The sequence below is a fragment of the Neisseria sp. P0019.S002 genome, assembly GCF_051957155.1.
In the GTDB taxonomy this organism is placed as follows: domain Bacteria; phylum Pseudomonadota; class Gammaproteobacteria; order Burkholderiales; family Neisseriaceae; genus Neisseria; species Neisseria perflava.
The window spans coordinates 74,493-95,007 of record NZ_JBQCWS010000006.1; the positions used below are offsets into that span (position 1 = coordinate 74,493).

20 protein-coding genes are annotated in these 20,515 nt (G+C 48.0%); 10 read left to right on the forward strand and 10 right to left on the reverse strand.

All coding sequences use genetic code 11. The annotated features are described in order from the left end of the window. Positions 1-53 precede the first annotated feature (53 nt). Entirely contained in the window at positions 54-1,463 is a 1,410-nt protein-coding gene (locus ACTHTY_RS09660) for a PepSY-associated TM helix domain-containing protein (RefSeq protein ID WP_440367418.1), read from the reverse strand. A gap of 346 nt (positions 1,464-1,809) precedes the next feature. On the opposite strand from ACTHTY_RS09660, the gene greA reads away from it, so the two are divergent. Further along, positions 1,810-2,286, forward strand: coding sequence for a transcription elongation factor GreA (gene greA, locus ACTHTY_RS09665; protein ID WP_003684304.1), 477 nt, complete (start codon positions 1,810-1,812; stop codon positions 2,284-2,286). 98 nt (positions 2,287-2,384) lie between these two features. Then, positions 2,385-2,813, forward strand: coding sequence for a DUF4149 domain-containing protein (locus ACTHTY_RS09670; RefSeq protein ID WP_440367419.1), 429 nt, complete (start codon positions 2,385-2,387; stop codon positions 2,811-2,813). Between the two features lie 136 nt (positions 2,814-2,949). Here ACTHTY_RS09670 and ACTHTY_RS09675 read toward each other — a convergent pair whose 3' ends face one another. Then, positions 2,950-3,711: an OmpA family protein gene (locus ACTHTY_RS09675; protein ID WP_049323939.1), complete on the reverse strand. Its 762-nt coding sequence runs from the start codon at positions 3,709-3,711 to the stop codon at positions 2,950-2,952. A 442-nt stretch (positions 3,712-4,153) separates the two neighbouring features. On the opposite strand from ACTHTY_RS09675, the gene ACTHTY_RS09680 reads away from it, so the two are divergent. Continuing rightward, the gene (locus ACTHTY_RS09680) at positions 4,154-5,104 is read left to right on the forward strand and encodes a CysB family HTH-type transcriptional regulator (protein ID WP_063069237.1); all 951 of its coding nucleotides are present in this window, start codon (positions 4,154-4,156) and stop codon (positions 5,102-5,104) included. Between the two features lie 85 nt (positions 5,105-5,189). Here ACTHTY_RS09680 and fnr read toward each other — a convergent pair whose 3' ends face one another. Beyond that, complete coding sequence (gene fnr / locus ACTHTY_RS09685) at positions 5,190-5,924, reverse strand: fumarate/nitrate reduction transcriptional regulator Fnr (RefSeq protein ID WP_039862092.1); 735 nt, start codon at positions 5,922-5,924, stop codon at positions 5,190-5,192. A 162-nt stretch (positions 5,925-6,086) separates the two neighbouring features. Between fnr and hemN the strand changes: the two genes are divergently transcribed. The 4 genes from hemN (at position 6,087) to ACTHTY_RS09705 (ending at position 9,592) form a co-directional block, all read left to right on the forward strand. Beyond that, a complete protein-coding gene (gene hemN, locus ACTHTY_RS09690; protein ID WP_440367420.1) occupies positions 6,087-7,508 on the forward strand; it encodes an oxygen-independent coproporphyrinogen III oxidase in 1,422 nt (473 codons plus the stop codon). 130 nt (positions 7,509-7,638) lie between these two features. Beyond that, positions 7,639-7,971, forward strand: coding sequence for a hypothetical protein (locus ACTHTY_RS09695; RefSeq protein ID WP_070646679.1), 333 nt, complete (start codon positions 7,639-7,641; stop codon positions 7,969-7,971). Positions 7,972-8,321: 350 nt separating this feature from the next. Beyond that, positions 8,322-8,567, forward strand: coding sequence for a DUF1289 domain-containing protein (locus ACTHTY_RS09700; RefSeq protein WP_049329517.1), 246 nt, complete (start codon positions 8,322-8,324; stop codon positions 8,565-8,567). A gap of 38 nt (positions 8,568-8,605) precedes the next feature. Further along, positions 8,606-9,592, forward strand: a complete 987-nt coding sequence (locus tag ACTHTY_RS09705) for a TraB/GumN family protein (RefSeq protein ID WP_440367423.1) — start codon at positions 8,606-8,608, stop codon at positions 9,590-9,592. 98 nt (positions 9,593-9,690) lie between these two features. On the opposite strand, the gene ACTHTY_RS09710 is transcribed toward ACTHTY_RS09705, so the two are convergent. The 7 genes from ACTHTY_RS09710 to ACTHTY_RS09740 form a co-directional block, all read right to left on the reverse strand. Next, positions 9,691-10,686, reverse strand: coding sequence for an ornithine carbamoyltransferase (locus ACTHTY_RS09710; RefSeq protein WP_440367425.1), 996 nt, complete (start codon positions 10,684-10,686; stop codon positions 9,691-9,693). A gap of 145 nt (positions 10,687-10,831) precedes the next feature. After that, entirely contained in the window at positions 10,832-11,587 is a 756-nt protein-coding gene (locus ACTHTY_RS09715) for a methylated-DNA--[protein]-cysteine S-methyltransferase (RefSeq protein WP_440367426.1), read from the reverse strand. 96 nt (positions 11,588-11,683) lie between these two features. Next, a complete protein-coding gene (gene dapE, locus ACTHTY_RS09720; RefSeq protein ID WP_440367428.1) occupies positions 11,684-12,817 on the reverse strand; it encodes a succinyl-diaminopimelate desuccinylase in 1,134 nt (377 codons plus the stop codon). 112 nt (positions 12,818-12,929) lie between these two features. Continuing rightward, on the reverse strand, positions 12,930-13,550 hold the full coding sequence (locus ACTHTY_RS09725; protein WP_004519621.1) for a glucose-6-phosphate 1-dehydrogenase family protein: 621 nt from the start codon (positions 13,548-13,550) through the stop codon (positions 12,930-12,932). A gap of 34 nt (positions 13,551-13,584) precedes the next feature. Further along, complete coding sequence (locus tag ACTHTY_RS09730; protein ID WP_300483020.1) at positions 13,585-14,094, reverse strand: hemerythrin domain-containing protein; 510 nt, start codon at positions 14,092-14,094, stop codon at positions 13,585-13,587. 92 nt (positions 14,095-14,186) lie between these two features. Continuing rightward, positions 14,187-14,765: an azurin gene (gene azu, locus ACTHTY_RS09735; RefSeq protein ID WP_003748712.1), complete on the reverse strand. Its 579-nt coding sequence runs from the start codon at positions 14,763-14,765 to the stop codon at positions 14,187-14,189. Positions 14,766-15,056: 291 nt separating this feature from the next. Continuing rightward, the gene (locus ACTHTY_RS09740; RefSeq protein WP_440367431.1) at positions 15,057-15,479 is read right to left on the reverse strand and encodes a DciA family protein; all 423 of its coding nucleotides are present in this window, start codon (positions 15,477-15,479) and stop codon (positions 15,057-15,059) included. 154 nt (positions 15,480-15,633) lie between these two features. Between ACTHTY_RS09740 and secA the strand changes: the two genes are divergently transcribed. The 3 genes from secA (at position 15,634) to ACTHTY_RS09755 (ending at position 20,175) form a co-directional block, all read left to right on the forward strand. Then, on the forward strand, positions 15,634-18,387 hold the full coding sequence (secA, locus tag ACTHTY_RS09745) for a preprotein translocase subunit SecA (RefSeq protein ID WP_440367432.1): 2,754 nt from the start codon (positions 15,634-15,636) through the stop codon (positions 18,385-18,387). Positions 18,388-18,519: 132 nt separating this feature from the next. Beyond that, a complete protein-coding gene (aroC, locus tag ACTHTY_RS09750; RefSeq protein WP_440367434.1) occupies positions 18,520-19,620 on the forward strand; it encodes a chorismate synthase in 1,101 nt (366 codons plus the stop codon). A gap of 117 nt (positions 19,621-19,737) precedes the next feature. Then, entirely contained in the window at positions 19,738-20,175 is a 438-nt protein-coding gene (locus ACTHTY_RS09755) for a ProQ/FINO family protein (protein ID WP_254324541.1), read from the forward strand. Positions 20,176-20,515 lie beyond the last annotated feature (340 nt).

Here is a 20,515-nt window from a genome sequence, read left to right on the forward strand (position 1 = left end):
TATAAGGCCGTCTGAAACAAAAGATTCAGACGGCCTTTAATCACATCGGGCGGTTATTTAAACCATCTTGCCAATGCCGGGATACGCGACAACAACAGTGTATCCAAAATCCAAATAACAGCAATTGCAGCAATGGCTGTTGGGAAAATCACAGCCAAAATCAGAAGTGGCGCAGCCATTGCCCACCATACCGGCAATTTGATTTTCTGTGCCGGAGGAATCAAACCACGCGCTTCCGAAGGACGACGTTTCCACCACATCACACAGCCGCTAACGCAGATAAAAATAATCGCCAGACAGAACACAACATTCGCCAGCACGCTCCACCAACCCAGCGTACCCATATGCAAAGCAATGCTTGCCGCCATGAACTTGCCAAACCAGTTGTAATCGTCAAAATGAATATCCGCCAGGATTTTGCCACTGTATTGATCAATGTGTACCGTACGATCCGCAGTCGGACTAATCATATCGTAGCTCATTGAGTCTTGCGACAGCGTCCATACGCCGGTTTCACCTTTAGGCAGGTTCAACTGATAGCGACCTTTAAAGCCAATTTCGCGCGCAAAGCGGTCAACCGTCTCCAACGTCATCGGTTCGCTTGGATTAATACCGTTTTCGCCCATTGTCGTACCAGAAACCGGCATAGGCGTCAGTTCCAAAATCCATGGCACTTCTTTGGATTTACCGTCGTTCAGCACATCACCATGGGTTGGTACAGAAGATACCGGATTAGGCTCCACACCCCATTTACCCGCAGGAAATTGGCTCCACGCCTGAACCACTTTACCGCCCCAAATACCTGCCCAAGCAATACCTGACAGACAGAACAGCAATAAAATCAAAGAAACCCAAGAGCCAAATGCACCGTGCAGGTTGCGCCACCAAGAACGACCTTTGCCTGCTTTAGGCAAAAAAACAGCCTTCAGACTACGCTGTTTTATCCACCACAAATAAATACCGGTCACAATCATGATGATGGTTAGCGACGCAGCGGTTTCCAACAGGTAGTCACCAGTCGCACCCATCATCATATCGCCGTGGATTTCGTCCATCGTGTGATACCAGCCTTGACCGCGTGGCATTGTATTCACGACTTTTGCCGTATAAGGATCAACGGCAACCATAGTGGCTTTATCGTCGTTGTTCACACGGAATACGGCCACCATATCATCTGCGCGCGGCGCAATATACTGCACTACAGAAGCAGTTTCCGGATTCACAAACTGTCTAGCAGCTTCAGCCTGAGCCGACAAAGGCTGAACCACTGCCTGCGGCGTAACATGTATGCGTTCGCCTTCTTTACCGGTGATATTGGCAAATAGCAGCATTCCCAACCCTGTAACAGCCAGCAGGGTTAAAAACGGCGCAACCAAAAGCCCGGCATAAAAATGCCATCGCCAAACAGTCAAATAACGGCGGTTAGCCTGTTGTTCATTTTGGGAAGTTGGTTTTGTTTCCATATATTCTCTTTATATAATTAGATAAGACTAATCCTTAAGGATTATTAGCGAACATTTTAATCAAAACCATTCATTTAAGAAACCGTTTTTCCCATGCAGCTTTGAAAATACTTCAATATTTAGTTTTCAGGTCGTCTGAAAAAACAAAATAGAACAGAAAACAACACTTTACTGAAAATCCGTTTTAATCATTGCGGTTTCGGCAGAATTTGGTAGAATACAGGCATTACTTATTTATTCATCAAGCCGCCAAGCTTTGGCGGCTTGTATTTTTATTTCCAATCCGGCTACCGCGCGTGGCCGGATAAAATTTTAAAAGCATCATCATGCTTTCATGGAGAACTCTATGCAAAAAATCCCTTTGACCGTCCGTGGTGCAGAATTGTTGAAACAAGAACTTCAACACCTCAAAAGCGTAGCACGTCCAGAAGTCATTGAAGCCATCGCCGAAGCACGTTCGCACGGCGACTTGTCTGAAAACGCAGAATACGAAGCCGCCAAAGAGCGTCAAGGCTTTATCGAAGGCCGCATCGCCGAGTTGGAACACAAACTCTCTATGGCGCACATCATCAACCCTGCCGAAATCCACGCCGAAGGCAAAATCGTATTCGGCACAACTGTGACACTGGAAGATTTGGAAACTGAAGAACAAGTTACCTACCAAATCGTCGGTGAAGATGAAGCAGACATCAAAGAACGCAAAATCTACGTTGGCTCCCCCATTGCCCGCGCCCTGATCGGCAAAGAAGAAGGCGACGTTGCAGAAGTTCAGGCACCCGGCGGTGTGCGTGAATATGACATTATTGCCGTACAATATATCTAAATAAACAAAAGGCCGTTTGAAAACATTTTCAGACGGCCTTTTGTTGTACCTAAAAACACCATAATCAAAGAAAATAAAATCTTCCCAGGAGAAGCATAATGAATCTACTGTACAAAATTATCCAAACCGCTGCCGCCATGTGGTTTGGTATGCAGCTGACAGCAGGCTATGTTACTGCACCTATCCTATTCCGTCTTTTACCTAAAATGCAGGCAGGAGAAATTGCCGGCATTTTGTTTGCCATTACAGCACTATGTGGCTTAGTTATTTTTGGCGCAGCCTATGCCTTTTTCAGAAAGCAACTGGCCTCACTATCTTGGTGGATCTTAGTACTTTGGCTACTCTTAGCCTGTAATCATCTTTTGGTTACGCCGGTTATCGAGGCACACAAGTACGGACTGGATAACTGGCTGCTGTCCCTAGTAGGTGGAACATTCGGCGTTTGGCACGGCTTATCCAGTACCATCTTTTTGATTTGTACAATACTCGCCGCTATTTGCGTATGGAAATGGCCCAAGCCAAACTAATCTGTCTTAATAAAAGGCCGTCTGAAAATAAGTCTTTCAGACGGCCTTTTATTTTGAATCATGAATTCCCCGACTCTTCAAATATAAACCATAAAAAAAATGCCCTACATATTGCAGGGCATTTTTCAAAAACCGATTAAGGTTTAGCGTAACCGTGAACGCCATTGTAAGGAGCTGGGATCCAACCTTCATCAGTAGCAGGCAATTCGCCTTGACCTTCGATAGTTTGACCTGGAGCAACTTGACGAGTAACAACGCTGCGGATTTTAACATCAACGCGACGGTCAGGTTCGATACAAGCGATAAGGGCAGCACGTTTCTTAGCTTTAGAAACTTTTTTACCCAGTTTAGCAACTTCAGCTTCACAAGTAGCAGTCATTTGAGCTTGAGACTCGCCCAGACCTACTGCAGAGATTTTGCTAGAAGCAACGCCACGGCCTACCAAGTAGTTAGCAACTACGTTAGCACGACGCTCAGACAGAGCTTGGTTGTATTCTTCAGAACCCATGAAGTCAGTGTGACCTTCAACACGTACAGTTTGTACGCTGTCGTTGCTCAGGCGTTGAGCCAAAGCGTTCAGGTTTTCTTGAGCCTCAGGACGCAGGTTGTCTTTGTCGAAGCCGAACAGAGTTTTAGTAGACAGGGAAACAGTTTCATCAACATACTCAGGAGCTTGTTGTACAGGAGCAACTGCTTCACGATCACCACATTCAACGCGGCCTTCGGTAGCTTTGTCGAAGTAGCTGTTTTTCCAGCATTCGCCGTAGTTGTTACGGACGATTTCTTGAGATTGGCTGCTTACGGTGTAACCGTGTTTGGTGTGCGCTTCGCTGGCCATAGCGGTGCCAGAGGCAACCAAGGCAACGAACAATGCGCTTAATTTCAGCTGTTTGGTCATTTTATTCCCTCATCAAATTGTTATGCGGCGGACTAGGAAAGCAACCGCTGCAAAGTACCAATATACAGGCCGCAGTATCAAAACAGCGGCAAATCGGATATATCAGGTTGCACTATAAAGAAGCGCAAGGCAAACTGTCAATACTCGATGCCTTCAAACAATCATGAAGTGCCTGCTTCCTAGTAGTTAATCATGCCGAAAAATCAATCTTGTGTCATTAATTTAGGGCAAAATCAGACAATTCACCTACCTAAAGTTGTACAAAAACAACAAAACCCCTTTCCCCCTTCTTTCCTGAATTTCCTGTTTTCATATCATTAAAAGATATTTTCATTAAAAACAAACGTTTTCAAAACTCAGGGCAAAACCGGGCAAAATATGTTAAATTACAGACCGTTTGTCGCACAAAATCCACAATAACAACGTATCCGATACTGCTACCATGAAACTGCAACAATTACGTTACGCCCTTGAAGTTTACCGGCACAATCTGAATGTCTCCGAGGCTGCCGATGCGCTTTTTACATCCCAGCCCGGCATTTCCAAACAAATCCGCCTGCTTGAAGAAGAATTGGGTATCCAAATTTTTATCCGCAGCGGCAAGCGTGTGGTTTCCGTTTCGCAACCGGGCAAAGCCGTGTTAGAGATTTCGGAACGAATTTTGCGCGATGTACAGAACATTAAAAATATCGGCAGCGAATTTACCGATCATGACAGCGGCTCGCTAACCATCGCGACAACGCATACCCAGGCGCGTTATGCTTTGCCCAAAATCGTTGCGGAATTTGTCAAAAACTACCCTAAAGTCAATTTGACCATCAAACAAGGCAGCCCTTCTGCTATTGCGCAAATGGTCAGCAGCGGAGAAGCAGATTTGGCAATTATTACCGAACGCATTGATGATCACCCCGAGTTGGGCAAACTACCCTGCTATGAATGGAACCATGCCGTCATTGTTCCGCACGACCACCCTCTTTTAGACTGCCGCAACCCTTTAAGCCTTGAAGATTTGGCTTCTTTTCCGCTGGTTACTTACGAATTTGCTTTTAATTCCGGCAGCAGTATCGCGCGTACATTTAATAAAGCGCATATTGAGCAACCTGATGTTGCCTTATCGGCTGCCGATACAGATGTGTTGAAGACGTATGTCCGCTTAGGCTTGGGCGTTGGTTTGATGGCCAAAATGGCGTACGATCCCGTTGTCGATCAAGATTTACAGCTGATTGATGCGGCACACTTATTTGAACCGTCGCCCACTTGGATAGCCTTACGCTCGGATACCTACCTGCGCGGTTACGCGTATGACTTTATCCAGATGTTTGCACCGAAACTGACCAGAGAAGTAGTCGACCGCATTCTGTACACGCCGGTTGTTGAAGATTTTTCAATTTAATATCTGACTATCACTTGCGTAACTTAACAATTATTCTTTAATTCTTGTTAAAAGGCCGTCTGAAATATTTCAGACGGCCTAAGATTCAGATAGCGTGCGAACAACCGGAAACCATTTTCTTCAAGGTTGTCGCATCTAAGATTTTGATGTGCTTGTGTTCAACCGAAATCAAGCCTTCATGATGGAATTTAGACAAGGTGCGGCTAACTGTTTCCAGTTTTAGCCCCAAATAACTGCCGATTTCCTCACGCGACATCCGCAAGATAAAATCATTGGCGGCGAATCCTCGTGAATAGAGTCGCTGGGACAGGTTAAGCAAGAATGCTGCCAATCGCTCTTCAGCGCGCATATTGCCCAAAAGCAGCATAACGCCCTGATCTCGGACAATTTCGCGGCTCATCAAGCGGAAAAAGTGAGAACGAAGGCTGGGAATATCCTGACCGAGTTCTTCAATATGTGTAAACGGAAGCTCGCATACCTCGCTGTCTTCCAAAGCCACAGCATCACAGCTGTGAATATGGGAACAAATCCCATCCATACCGATCAGCTCGCCTGACATAAAAAAGCCGGTTACCTGATCTCGTCCATCTTGGCTGGCGACTGTTGTCTTAAAGAAGCCCGCACGGATGGCAAACAAAGAGGTAAACGGCTCGCCGGCACGGAACAGGTATTCACCTTTTTTCAGACGGCGGCTTTGACGAATAACCGCGTCTAATTGTGAAAATTCGTTAGGCATCAGTCCGACAGGCAAACACAGCTCGCGTAAAGAACATGTGGAACACAAGGTTTTCATTTGATGTGTTGCATTGTGTGTAGCCATAACGCACCTTTAATTTGCTTAGTTCTCTCAATCCCTGATTAAGCCGAATAACTATTGACCCATGTCAAAGTCGGCATATCATTATGAGGCATTCTACCAAACTATCGAAATTTTGACTAAAATTTTCCCTAATTTCCTTACTTCATACTACAAGCCCCGACCATGAAAATCATCCCCATCTCAAATAACACGAACACAAACAATGAATTACCGGAATTCGACCGCGAATTGATTGCCAGTTTGCCATCAAGCGGTCCACGTTATACATCCTATCCGACCGCCGACCGCTTCCATGAAGGCTTTAAAGAAGCCGAATATATCCAAGCTTTAAACCTGCGCAACATGGGTGCGCTCAACAAACCCCTTTCGCTCTACATCCATATTCCCTTCTGCAATACCATCTGCTACTACTGCGGCTGTAACAAAATCATTACCAAAGACAAAAGCCGTGCCGATGCCTATATCCAGTATCTAGAAAAAGAAATGGAATTGCTGGCACCGCATTTAGGCGGAAGACACCAGCTCGCGCAGCTCCACTTCGGCGGCGGTACGCCCACATTCCTGAGCGATGACCAACTCGAACGCGTCTTCGACATGATCCGCAAATACTTTCAGCTGATTCCAAACGGCGAATACTCCATCGAAATCGACCCACGCAAAGTCAGCCGTGAAACCGTCCTCAAGTTGGGCAACCTCGGTTTCAACCGCATGAGTGTCGGTATTCAAGACTTCGATCCTAAAGTGCAGGAAGCCGTCAACCGTATCCAAAGTTACGAAGAAACCAAAGAAGTCATCGATGCCGCGCGTGAAGCCGGATTTAAATCGGTCAGCGTTGATTTGATTTACGGCCTGCCGCACCAAAACACCGAAAGCATCAAAACCACCATCGACACGGTCTTGTCCCTCGACCCCGACCGCCTCGCCCTCTACCACTACGCCCACCTGCCGCATATCTTCAAACCGCAACGCCGTATCGACACCAATGTCGTCCCCGGCAGCGAAGAAAAACTCGATATGCTGCAATATTGCGTTCAAACCCTGACCGAGCGCGGCTATGTTTTCATCGGCATGGACCACTTTGCCAAACCTGACGATGAACTCTCCATCGCCCTCAAAGAAGGCTTCCTGCAACGCAACTTCCAAGGCTACTCGACTTATGCCGACTGCGACTTGGTGGCAATCGGCGTATCCTCTATCGGCAAAATCGGCAGCACCTACTCCCAAAACGAGCGCGACATCGATGCCTATTACGCCGCACTCGATGCCGGACATCTACCGATTATGCGCGGCTACCAGCTCAATCAAGACGATATTTTGCGCCGCAACATCATTCAGGATTTAATGTGCCGCTTCTCGCTTGATTATCAAATTTACGAAAGCGTGTTCGGCATTCCGTTTAGCCGCTATTTTGTAGCGGAACTGGAAGATATGAAGCAACTGGAAACCCTCGGTCTGGTTCGTCTCAAACCGCACGGCCTGACCGTTACGCCGAAGGGACGCTTCCTGATCCGCAACATCGCCATGGTGTTCGACTACCATCTGCGCCATAAAGAAACCAAAGCCAAATACTCGCAAACTGTATAAACAGGAATGGAAAAGGTCGTCTGAAAATTTTCAGACGACCTTGTTTTTATTCTCAATACTTTCGGGTAACATAAAACCATATTTTCCGCTTTATCAGAATTCAAAGTTAATTTGTATAGGCGCGTATCCTATGGTTACCGAACAGCAAAACGATATCCTCAGCATCAATCAAGTACAGCTTCTCCTTGCTGAAAAACGCACGGCACTTGCTATCATGCGTACGGGTATTGCCGTTTTCGCACTCCCTTTGTCTATTTTCAGTGCGCTGATTGCGACATCGAAATGGTATGAGGCCGTTGATGTTTGGCCTTTGCTCGTACTGGTCAGTCTGATGAACATCAGTTTGATTTTTTTCTCGGTCTATCTGATTACCCGCTCGCTCCGTAGAATGCACCAATACGACCGAATGATTGCCGATATCAAATACAACAACCAGTCTTTGCGTAAACTGATTAAATCATAAAGTGCAAATAGTTGGAGCTGGGCATAAGGTCGTCTGAAAATCAAAATATAGAGGAACTCTAGATTTGTATTAAAACATGATTCTGCCAAACATACCGTAATTGATCTTGGAGACCTTACTGTACACTTTGCTCCCCCATTTGGAATCGATACGATACCATTGCAGTACAAGATATAATCTGCAATATATTTATGGTTTCTCTTAGGTTTTTTATGCCTAGAACTTATTGAAATGATCAACTCAATTGGATATTAGGAACCCTGCTGGATACACCGATCGTGTTTAGACAAATACGAATGCAGTCTACAATTTTGGTTTGTCCGGTCTCTTGTCTCAAACGCTTTTAAAATATGGAACAACCCGATTTTTTCCCCATCCCCAGTCCCTGTATAGGTGTCTGCGAAGCCAATGCCAAAGGTTATTGCAAAGGCTGCCTGCGCAGCCGGGAAGAGCGCTTGTACTGGCTCCAGATGACCGACAGCCAAAAGCATCAAGTCATGCACCTTCTATCCCTCAGGAAAGCCAAAATCCGCAACCGCAAAATGGAAAAACCCGAAACGGGAGAACATCCGGTTCAAAACCTGCTCGATTTCTAAATTGCCCTTGCCTACCGCACACCACAATAAGGAAAAACATGAAAAAACTGCTTGCCTGCCTGCTTGTGCCATTGACCGCCCTTGCCCTGGGCGCCTGCAAACCCGCCTCGACCTCACCCGAAAACAAACCTGCCGAACTTAACTTGCATCAGCCTAAACTGACCAGCAATGTTTGGAAAATCAGCAAAGAAGGCCAACCAGACTCCTATCTGCTCGGCACCATCCACATGGGACAAACCAATCAAACTTTGTCTTCCGATGCCCTCAAACTGTTGCAATCCACCGACCAACTGACCACAGAAGTTGACGCATTGCCGGACAGCAGTCCGGAAACGAAAAAAATGTATCAAAAATACTTCAAAGAAGTCATGAGTACCGAACCGCTTAGCCGCAAGCTTGGCAAAACAGATTTCCGTCTTTTACAAGAAATCTATTCAAAAAATGAAGAAAGCCGACCCATCGCCAGAATTGCCGACAAACTCCACCCGTGGGCAGCATTGGTTTTTGCCGGCAACGCATTTCCCCAAGGATATAGCGCAGAAACCGGTGCAGATATGTTGCTGACCAACGCAGCAGTCAATATCAACAAACCGCGTGGTTCATTAGAAAGCTTGGACGATGTTACCGCGATCTTCAAAGCACAGCCTGAAGAAACCATGCTCAACTTTCTGAAAGCCAGCATTAAAACCAATAAAGAAGAAACCGAAGATATCAAAAAACTCCATCAAGCCTATTCAGACGGCCGCTTTGAAGAACTCATTCCACTTTTGGAAGAAACCGAACAGCGCACCCTCAAACTTGTTGATACCAAGTACGCCAAAGCCATGTCCGATTGGCTGAAAAACGACCTCCTGATCCGCCGCAACTTGGCATGGCTGCCTGAAATCCGCAAGCAATCGGCCAAACAAAGCACCCTCTTTGCTGTCGGCATTGCCCATTTACCCAGCGAAAAAGGCCTAATCGAACTATTGCGTCAAGAAGGCTATCAAGTAACGCCCGAACCCAAAGTCCTGATTTGGCAATAAACCCAATCAAACAACAAGGCCGTCTGAAAGTCTTTCTTTCAGACGGCCTTTATTTAATCTCTATTAAATGAAGCGGTAAGCAGCGTTGAGCGCAAAACTCAATCGCCCAATGCCGCTACCATTACTGCTTTAATCGTGTGCATCCGGTTTTCTGCCTGATCAAACACAATGCTGGCTTCGCTTTCAAAGACTTCTTCCGTTACTTCCACACCATTCAGGCCGAATGTCTCATAAATCCATTCGCCGACTTTAGTTTCGCGATTATGGAAAGCAGGCAGGCAATGCATAAACTTGACTTGCGGATTTTCCGCCGCCGCCATCAATTCGGGGGTAACGCGGTAACCTTTCAGCAAATCAATACGTTCCTGCCAAGCCTCTTTAGGCTCGCCCATGCTGACCCACACATCGGTATGGATAAAATCTACGCCTTTCACGGCTTCTTTCACATTTTCCGTCAACAGAATCCGTCCGCCGGTTTCTTTGGCAACAGCCTGCACCGTCTTGATAATGTTTTCAGACGGCCACAGGCTTTTCGGCGCACCGATACGCACATCCATGCCCAGTTTCGCAGCCAACACCAGCAACGAATTGGCCATGTTGTAACGCGCATCGCCGACATAGGCAAACGCAATTTGGTTCAAAGGCTTGTCGCTATGCTCGCGCATCGTCAGCGCATCGGCGAGCATTTGAGTCGGGTGGAACTCGTTGGTCAAACCATTGAACACAGGCACACCTGCATACTTGGCCAGCTCTTCCACTACATCCTGTCCAAAACCGCGATACTCGATACCGTCAAACATCCGCCCTAAAACACGCGCCGTATCCTTAATGCTTTCCTTATGCCCGATTTGGCTGGCAGACGGCTCCAGATAAGTTACCCCTGCCCCTTGGTCGCGTGCGGCCACTTCAAACGCGCAACGGGTGCGAGTCGATGTTTTCTCAAAAATCAAGGCGATGTTTTTTCCCTTCATCCGCTGCACCTCGCGCCCTGCTTTTTTAGCGGCCTTCAATTCGGCGGCAAGATCGAGATAGGTGGTAATTTCTTCCGGCGTAAAATCCAAAAGTTTTAAAAAATGGCGGTTTTTCAGGCTCATGTCTTATTTCTCTTTTTCTAGTGTGGGCATTGCCCAACATTTTTCTCCATGCAGATTTCGTCGGGCTTCCACCGACCTTCTGCTGCTCAATTTTTTTAACGTGCGAAGCCTGCTCGAAGCATGACCCCTTATCCTCTATCAAAACTCAAAACAAGGCCGTCTGAACCTCGCCGCGCTCCAAGGCAAGCAACGATTGTTTGCGGTTCAAGCCGCCTGCGTAGCCGGTCAGTTTACCGTCGCTGCCGATGACGCGGTGGCAGGGAATCAGGATGGACACTTTGTTCTGCCCGTTAGCTGCGGCAACGGCGCGGACGGCTTTGGGATTACCCAACTGTTGCGCCTGCTCCTTATAACTGCGCGTTTCGCCGTAAGGAATAGTCAGCAGCGCATTCCACACCTGCTGCTGAAAGGCCGTGCCTATCGTTTCCAAAGGCGTTGTAAAAACTTTCAGACGGCCTTGAAAGTATAAATCCAATTCTTGGCGCAAAAGTTGCGTTTGCTCATTTTCTTGGAAAATAAACTGCCCGCGCAAAGCTTTTTGGACAGCCATGATTTCCTGTTCCATATGTTTCTGCCCGACAAATTCCAACAGACACAAACCCTTGCTGCCGAACACCGCCAACATCTCGCCCAACGACGTGGCAACCGCAGCCGCAGTCAGTTCGTTCGGACTATTAGGATAACGCGTTTCCAACAGTCGGACAGCTCGGCGGATACGGACATATTCTTCAGGCGTACAACCAATACAGTCAATAAAATCCTGCTCAAACTGCTTGGTTTCGTGCTCAGTAAGACACTCTTGCAGCAGGGCTTCGAGAGAGGCGGGCAAGTCAGTTTCCAACTGCACTCGGATTTCATTCCACTTTGATGGAAGGTCGTTTAAAGAAGGCAGAGTAATCATATTTTGCCTTGTCCAATTATCGATAACTTAAGAGAAAACAAAAAGAGCAAAAGAATCATATCGCCCTATCGTTTTTCAAAGCCTATACGGCCTTTTTCACTTCAACAAGCGTTTCAACATACCTTCATATACTGACGACAGCTTCGGAATATCTTCCAAACGTACGTTTTCGTTGATTTGGTGGATGGTCGCATTGGACGGGCCTAATTCGATAAGTTCTTTCGCAATGGCTTTGATGAAGCGTCCGTCCGAAGTGCCGCCGGTGGTGGACAATTCAGCCTCAACGCCACAAATCTCGGCAATGGCTTCGCGTGCCACATCGGTCAGTTTTCCTGCTTGAGTCAGGAAAGGTTGGCCTGAGCAAGACCACTGCAAATCGTATTGCACGCCGTGTTTGTCCAAAATGGCGTGGACGCGTTGTCTCAGACCTTCTTCGGTGGACTCGGTAGAGAAACGGAAATTGAATTTGACGTTCAGCTCGCCTGGAATGACGTTGGTCGCGCCTGTGCCGCCGTTGATATTGGAAATTTGGAAACTGGTCGGCGGAAAGTATTCATTGCCCTCGTCCCAGACTTCTTGTGTCAGCTCCAGCAAGGCCGGGGCAAAAGTATGCACGGGATTGATTGCCAAATGCGGATAGGCAATATGGCCTTGCTTGCCTTTGACGGTCAGATTGCCCGACAACGAGCCGCGTCGGCCGTTTTTCAACATATCGCCCAATTTATCCACGGCAGTCGGTTCGCCGACGATACAGTAATCAATCAACTCACCGCGCGCTTTCAACACATCGACAACTTTAGTCGTACCGTCCAACGCATCGCCCTCTTCGTCGGAAGTAATCAGAAGCGCGATGCTGCCTTGGTGATCGGGATGTTCGGCAACGAAGCGTTCGCAGGCGGTAACGAAACAGGCAATGCTGGTTTTCATATCCGCCGCGCCGCGACCATACAGACAGCCTTCACGTTCGGTCGGTTCAAACGGTGGCGAATCCCATTTTTCAACAGGGCCTGTCGGCACGACGTCGGTATGTCCGGCAAAGCAGAACACCGGAGCCTGCGTACCGCGTCGTAACCAAATGTTTTTGGTGTCGCCAAAATGAAGCTCCTCTACGGCAAAACCGATTTTTTGCAGGCGTTCGGCCAGCAGTTGTTGGCAGTTTTGGTCATCCGGTGTAACGGACGGGCGGGAAATCAGCGCTTTGGCAAGCTCTAGGGATTGGGTCTCGGTCATATTTGTTCACTTTGAGAAACAGGCCGTCTGAAACGTTCTGAATATAATTTTCAGACGGCCTTGAGTTCATTTGAAGATACTGAATGGGCCGTCTGCCTTTCGGTATTCTGAGTTATTTTCCATGGCAAGCTTCATAAAGTGGCAGTAAGTCTTCCACTGTTTCCACTATCCATTTCGCGACATCCTGCTTGCCTAAATCATCACGTTCGATGTGCTTCCCGATACAGAAGAAATCTTTGTCGTCTCGAAGCTTTCTATCGCCGTCGCTTTGCTGTGCGACGGTACGATAATCGTCATATTCGCTTTCCGCACCGTGCCACATATCGAATGAAGCGTATTTTTCAGTATCAAAATTATCCAGCCAGCGGTTGTAATCAGGCAGCGCAATAGGTGAAACATCGGCTTTATAGCAGTGCCAATCCAAGCTGACACTCAAACGGCGGCGATTCAGCAAAATCGATAAAATCGCTGCGGAATTTTTATATTGTTCGTATTTGAAATAGGCAAAGAAATGAGCGCGAACCTGCCAGCCGTTACACCAGCGTTCGATATGCGGCGGCGCAAACGGTGCACCCAATTCGGCGGCAACCTGCTGGATCAGCTGCTGCCATACCTGCCAGTTTTCTTTATAGTCTGCCTTGATTTGCGGAATGCTTTCAGGCTGGTATTTTTTAAGCTGGGAAAACTGGAAAAAAGGGATATTGAACAAATCGCAACTTTTTGGGGTCAGCATAGTGTATTCCTTGAGACGATTGTTTCAGACGGCCTTATTTGCGGCGGCGTGCAGCCATAATTTCGCCGATTTCGGTCAGTTTTTCTTTGGGGATAAAGGTTTTGCCCATATCAAACAGCGGCTCTTCAATCGCCAGATGAACATCATATCCTGCGACAAAACGTTTGAATGCTTCGGCATCAGGGATATAGGCGTTATCCGCTTCAAGCTTGGCAAACTCAGCCGCTACGCCGTCCCAGTTACTATGCAGGCTGACATGTTGGCGCAAAAGCTCGTCAACGCTTTCTTGAGCTTGCGGCGCATATTGCAATAGAAGCGGGAAGAAATTTTCTTCTTCGTCTTCATGGTGCAACGGCGCGGCAACATTAAAATATTGGGCAATCTGGCGGATGGTTTGCAAAACGATTTGATTGCAGCCGTTTTCGGCAATATAGTCCGACAACATGGCAACCTGGCTGCAGAAACGGCGCACTTTACCATGACAGGCGTACAGCATTTCAATGGGTTCGGCAAAAGTAACGCTTTTGGTTTCAAACGGATTCATGGTTTTGAGGTTTTATTCTTAAATTAATGTTTCCAGATTATAACAAAACAGCCTGCGCAAGGCAGGCTGTCTGTTTTCGAGCTTTAGACGGATTAGTCAACCAAAGTAACTTTACCGTTCATCAAAGCGCCGTGACCTGGGAAGGTACAAGCAAATTTGTATTCACCGCCAGCCAATTTAGCAGGATCCAGAGTCAGGGAAGCTTCTTCGCCGCCGCCAACCAGTTTGGTGTGGGCAACAACGCGTGCGTCGTCAGGTTTAACGTAGTCAGTTGCAGCAGCACCGGCACCATCTTTGAAAATACCGTCCATGTCTTCGGCTTTACCGATGACGATGTTGTGACCCATGCTTTCTTTAGGTTGGGTACCGGTGTGTTTCAAAGTGATGGTGAATTCTTTACAAGCTTTGCTTACTTGGATTTCTTTAGTGTTGAACTGCATAGCGTCGTTGGCTTCAACAGTAGTTGCACAGTTGCCGGCAGCAGGAGCGGCGGCAGCATCAGCCGGAGCAGCTTCAGAGGCAGGAGCGGCATCGGCAGGTGCAGTAGTTTCTGCAGGAGCAGCTTCAGAAGCAGCGGAAGCAGCAGGTGCTTCAGCAGGTTTTGCAGCTTCTTGAGAGCATGCAGCCAAGCCGATAACGGCAGCGGAAATCAGAGCCAGATAAGCTTTCATTGATGTATCTCCTAATGATGAGAGTCTTGTTAAGTTCTATTAATAGAACCCGCGCGAATATATTAACAAAGGCAAATGCCAAACTTAAACTTATTCACGCAGAGTGATAAGAAATTCAGGCGTTATTTTGCTACAAACTTCACACGAAATCAAAGTTTCAGGCCAAGTTTACATCAGTTTACCTAAAAGAAAACAGTTACTGTTTAGGTCGTATTTCTTTAGTATTAGATACTATCGGTCAAATGAAATAAGTTTTAACATTTATTAACTATAATCTCATTCGGCATGATTTTAGCGGCTGTGCTTGCGTACCAATTCTGCCAATGCCGCTGCCAATTCGGGATGCCTGCCTTCCAATTTGGCCGCAGCCGCATCGAAGCTGTCCAAAGCAGCCTCGCTCAATCGCAAGCTGTTGGTTTTCGGCTGAGTAGGTGGCTTGGGGACTACCCTGACCACTACTTCCCGTATTCCATCATGCAATGCTTGCAACTTGGGCAACATGGCAGGCAGGATCATTTTCAAACGCGAAGCAGCCATATTGTTGGCGGCCAGCAAAACCAGTCTTCCGTCTTCAATACAGGCCGTCTGAAAATGCGGATGCAGGTTGATCGGCAAAACCATTTTGATTTTTGCATCCAATTTCCGCCATTGTTGCGATTGTTGCAACAAGCCCGCCAATAAGCGGTCGCGCTTGCCCAATTGTGCTAAATCCATATATTTCAGACGGCCTTTCAGTAAATTAACCAAACAATTACAATTGAAATACAGCAAAACCACCTTTATTTCAAACAGCATTACCGCGTTATACAAGCGCTTGTGTTAAAATCCCAATTTCGCCCACTATTATATCAAGGCGCAGGAATTATTCATGCTGACAAACATTGCTAAGAAAATCTTCGGCAGCCGCAACGACCGCCTGCTGAAACAATATCGTAAATCCGTTGCTAAAATCAATGCACTCGAAGAACAGATGAAAGCGTTGAGCGACGCAGATTTACAGGCCAAAACCGCCGAATTCAAACAACGCCTCGCTGACGGACAAACGCTAGATGATATTTTGGTTGAAGCCTTTGCCGTCTGCCGCGAGGCATCCCGCCGCGTATTGGGCATGCGCCACTTCGATGTACAGCTGATCGGCGGTATGGTCCTGCACAACGGCAAAATCGCCGAAATGCGTACCGGTGAAGGTAAAACTCTGGTGGCCACCCTTGCCGTTTACCTGAATGCATTGTCAGGAAAAGGCGTACACGTCGTTACTGTCAACGACTACCTCGCCTCCCGTGACGCGGGCATTATGGAGCCGTTGTACAACTTCTTAGGCTTGAGCGTCGGCGTGATCGTTGCCGATTTGCAACCTTTCGAACGCCAAACCGCTTACGGTGCCGACATTACTTACGGTACAAACAACGAATTCGGCTTCGACTACCTGCGCGATAATATGGTTACCGACCAATACGACAAAGTTCAGCGCGAATTGAACTTTGCCGTTGTCGACGAAGTGGACTCCATTCTGATCGACGAAGCGCGTACGCCGTTGATTATTTCCGGCCAAGCGGATGACAACATCCAGCTCTACCGCGTGATGGACGCTGTTCCGGCCCACCTTATCCGCCAAGAAACCGAAGAAGGCGAAGGCGATTACTGGGTGGACGAAAAAGCACACCAAGTTATTCTGAGCGAAGCCGGTCACGAACACGCCGAGCAAATCCTGACCCAAATGGGCTTATTGCAGGAAAACGACTCGCTCTACTCTGCCGCCAATATTTCCCTGATGCACCACCTCATGGCGGCATTACGTGCGCACACCCTGTTCCACAAAGACCAACACTACGTCATTCAAGATGGTGAAATCGTGATTGTGGACGAATTCACAGGCCGTCTGATGGCCGGTCGCCGTTGGTCCGAAGGCTTGCACCAAGCCGTTGAAGCCAAAGAAGGCGTAGAAATCAAACGCGAAAACCAAACGCTTGCATCTATTACCTTCCAAAACTACTTCCGCCTGTACAGCAAACTGTCCGGCATGACCGGTACGGCCGACACCGAAGCCTTCGAGTTCCAAAGCATTTACAACCTCGAAACCGTCATCATCCCGACCAACCGTCCTGTCCAACGTAAAGACTTCAACGACCAAATCTTCCGCTCAGCCGAAGAAAAATTTGAAGCTGTTGTTAAAGATATCGCCGAATGCCATAAAAACGGCCAACCGGTTTTGGTCGGTACAACCAGCATCGAAAACTCCGAACTGGTTTCCCGCTTGTTACACGAAGCAGGTCTGCCGCATAACGTTCTGAACGCCAAAGAACACGAGCGCGAGGCATTGATTGTGGCCCAAGCCGGTAAAGTCGGCGCGATTACCGTTGCCACCAACATGGCCGGCCGCGGTACCGATATTGTCTTGGGCGGCAACCTCAAACATCAAATCGAAGCCATCCATGCAGATGAAACCTTGAGCGAACAGCAAAAACAAGCGCAAATTTCCGCCCTTGAAAGTGGCTGGCAAACCGAACACGACCAAGTTGTGGCCGCAGGCGGTTTGCACATTATCGGTACAGAACGCCATGAAAGCCGCCGTATCGACAACCAGTTACGCGGTCGTGCCGGTCGTCAGGGTGACCCCGGCTCCAGCCGTTTCTATCTGTCGTTTGAAGACCCATTGTTGCGCCTGTTTGCACTCGACCGTGCCGCAGCCATCCTCAACCGCCTGGCACCTGAACGCGGCGTTGCCATCGAACACGGCCTGCTGACCCGTCAAATCGAAGGCGCGCAACGTAAAGTCGAAGGCCGCAACTTCGATATGCGTAAACAGGTTTTGGAATACGATGACGTTGCCAATGACCAACGTAAAGTGATTTACCATCAACGTAACGAAATCCTGACGACTAAAGACGTCAGTGATTTGACCCGCGAAATCCGCGCCGACGTTGTCAGCGACTTGGTTGACTACCACATCCCGCCTGACAGCATGGAAGAGCAATGGGACATTCCGGCACTGGAACACCAACTTGCCGCCGATTTCCGCCTGCATGTCGATATCAAAGGCTGGCTGAAAGAAGACAGTACTTTGGACAACCAAGACATTAAAGAACGCCTCATCAAGCGTATCGAAGACGAATATGCCGAAAAAGTCGAATTGGTCGGCAAACAGGCTATGTCTGACTTTGAACGCAATGTTATGCTGCAAGTTATCGACAACCAATGGCGCGAACATCTCGCCGCTATGGACTACTTGCGCCAAGGCATCCACCTGCGCAGCTATGCTCAGAAAAATCCGAAACAGGAATACAAACGCGAAGCTTTCGCCATGTTTGAAAATCTGTGGCGCGGTATCAAACAAAACATTGCCGCTTTGCTGACCGCCGTTCAAATCGAGCGCAACAGCGAATACGACCACACTGCCGCACAAAGCGTCAGCGATGTTCAAACCGTCCACTCCGATGCGCCTGATATGGAAGAATTGCTCGGTCAATCGCAAACCGATTTGGTTACCGAAGCATTCGATCCTGACGGCACAGACTTCAGCCCTGAAGCGCTTGCACAAAACGGCCTGATTGTTCACCGCAACGATCCTTGCCCTTGCGGCAGTGGCCTGAAATACAAACAGTGCCACGGTAAATTGAACTAAGCAGTCATCTCAAAAGGCCGTCTGAACAGATGTGACAACGAAATCAAAGATTCTCGTTTCACCGTTCAGACGGCCTGAGAATTATCCAAACAAGCAAAAAATTTCCAAACCCAATTTCAAAAGAGTATCCCTATGGCAGGCAACACCTTCGGACAAATCTTTACCGTTACCACTTTCGGCGAAAGCCACGGCGCAGGCTTGGGCTGCATCATTGATGGCTGCCCGCCCGGATTAGAATTGAGCGAAGCGGATATCCAATATGACCTTGACCGTCGCAAACCCGGCACCAGCCGCCACGTTACCCAGCGCCGCGAAGCCGACCAAGTCGAAATCCTCTCCGGCGTATTCGAAGGCAAAACCACCGGCACACCCATCGCCCTCCTGATCCGCAATACCGACCAACGCAGCAAAGACTATGGCAATATCGCCACCAGCTTCCGCCCCGGTCACGCCGATTACACCTACTGGCACAAATACGGTACACGCGACTATCGCGGCGGCGGTAGAAGTTCCGCCCGCGAAACCGCTGCCCGCGTTGCCGCCGGAGCAGTCGCTAAAAAATGGCTAAAAGAAAAATTCGGCACGGAAATTACCGCCTACGTTACCCAAGTAGGCGAAAAAGAAATCCAGTTTGAAGGTTACGAATATATTTCCCAAAACCCTTTTTTTGCCGCCAACCAAAGCCAAATTGAGGACTTGGAAAACTATATGGACAGCGTGCGCAAATCATTGGATTCTGTCGGCGCAAAACTTCATATCGAAGCAGCCAACGTCCCTGTTGGCCTGGGCGAACCGGTTTTTGACCGCCTCGATGCAGAAATTGCCTATGCCATGATGGGCATTAATGCCGTCAAAGGCGTTGAAATCGGTGCAGGTTTTAATAGCGTAACGCAACGCGGCAGCGAGCATGGCGACGAGCTCACGCCTCAAGGCTTTCTATCCAACCACTCAGGCGGCATCTTGGGCGGCATCAGCACCGGACAAGACATTCATGTAAATATTGCCATCAAACCGACCAGCTCCATCGCCACACCGCGCCGCAGCATCGATATAGAAGGCAACCCCATCGAACTCGCCACACACGGCCGCCATGACCCCTGCGTCGGATTACGCGCCGCTCCGATTGCAGAAGCCATGCTGGCATTGGTCTTGATCGACCACGCCTTACGCCATCGTGCGCAAAATGCCGATGTTCAGGTTAATACACCGGACATTGCCAAATTGGAAAAATAACCGTTTATTTCTGAATATTCTCAGAAAAATTTAGCCAAATCACAGTCTTTATACTACAATAGCACCTTATTGCCGTATGACGAAAATACGGATTTATATTAGAGGAATACAACCGCAATGGCACAAGAAACCGCTTTGGGCGCTGCGCTGAAATCTGCCGTCCAAACCATGAGCAAGAAAAAACAGACAGACATGATTGCCGACCACATTTACGGCAAATATGATGTTTTCAAACGATTCAAACCGTTGGCCGTCGGCATCGACCAAGACTTGGTTGCCGCCCTACCCCAATACGACCCTGCACTGATTGCACGCGTACTGGCTAACCACTGCCGCCGTCCGCGCTATCTGAAAGCCCTAGCTCGCGGCGGCAAACGTTTTGACTTGAACAACCGCTTCAAAGGCGAAGTCAGCGCAGAAGAACAAACCATCGCCCAACAGCACCCAGCCGTTCAACAGGCATTGGCTGCACAAGCCGAACGCCAAGCCGCTAAGGCTACCGCTGAAACAGAAGCGGCTCCTGTACAAGCGGAGACCAACAAAGCTGCCGAATAATGTTCAGACGGCTTGATAAGGCTTGCACTAAATAAATAGAGACCCCAATTCAATACGACATCTTTAACGTCGATGAATTGGGGCTCTTTTATTGCCTTAACCTTATAGTAGGCTGATTAAAAATAGCTTTGCTTGCCCTCACTAAGCCAAGTTTTGAAACCAAAAATCTTTTCTAAAATATTCCCAATAAGGTATTTCTCTATTACCTTAATTATTCTTGTATCAGTGTAAACATTAAACAGCATGATTTATGCATCGCTAAAACAAACTAAAATCTACCCCTTACAAAAATAAGTAAAGGCCGTCTGAAATCTATCTTTCAGACGGCCTTTTGAAATTA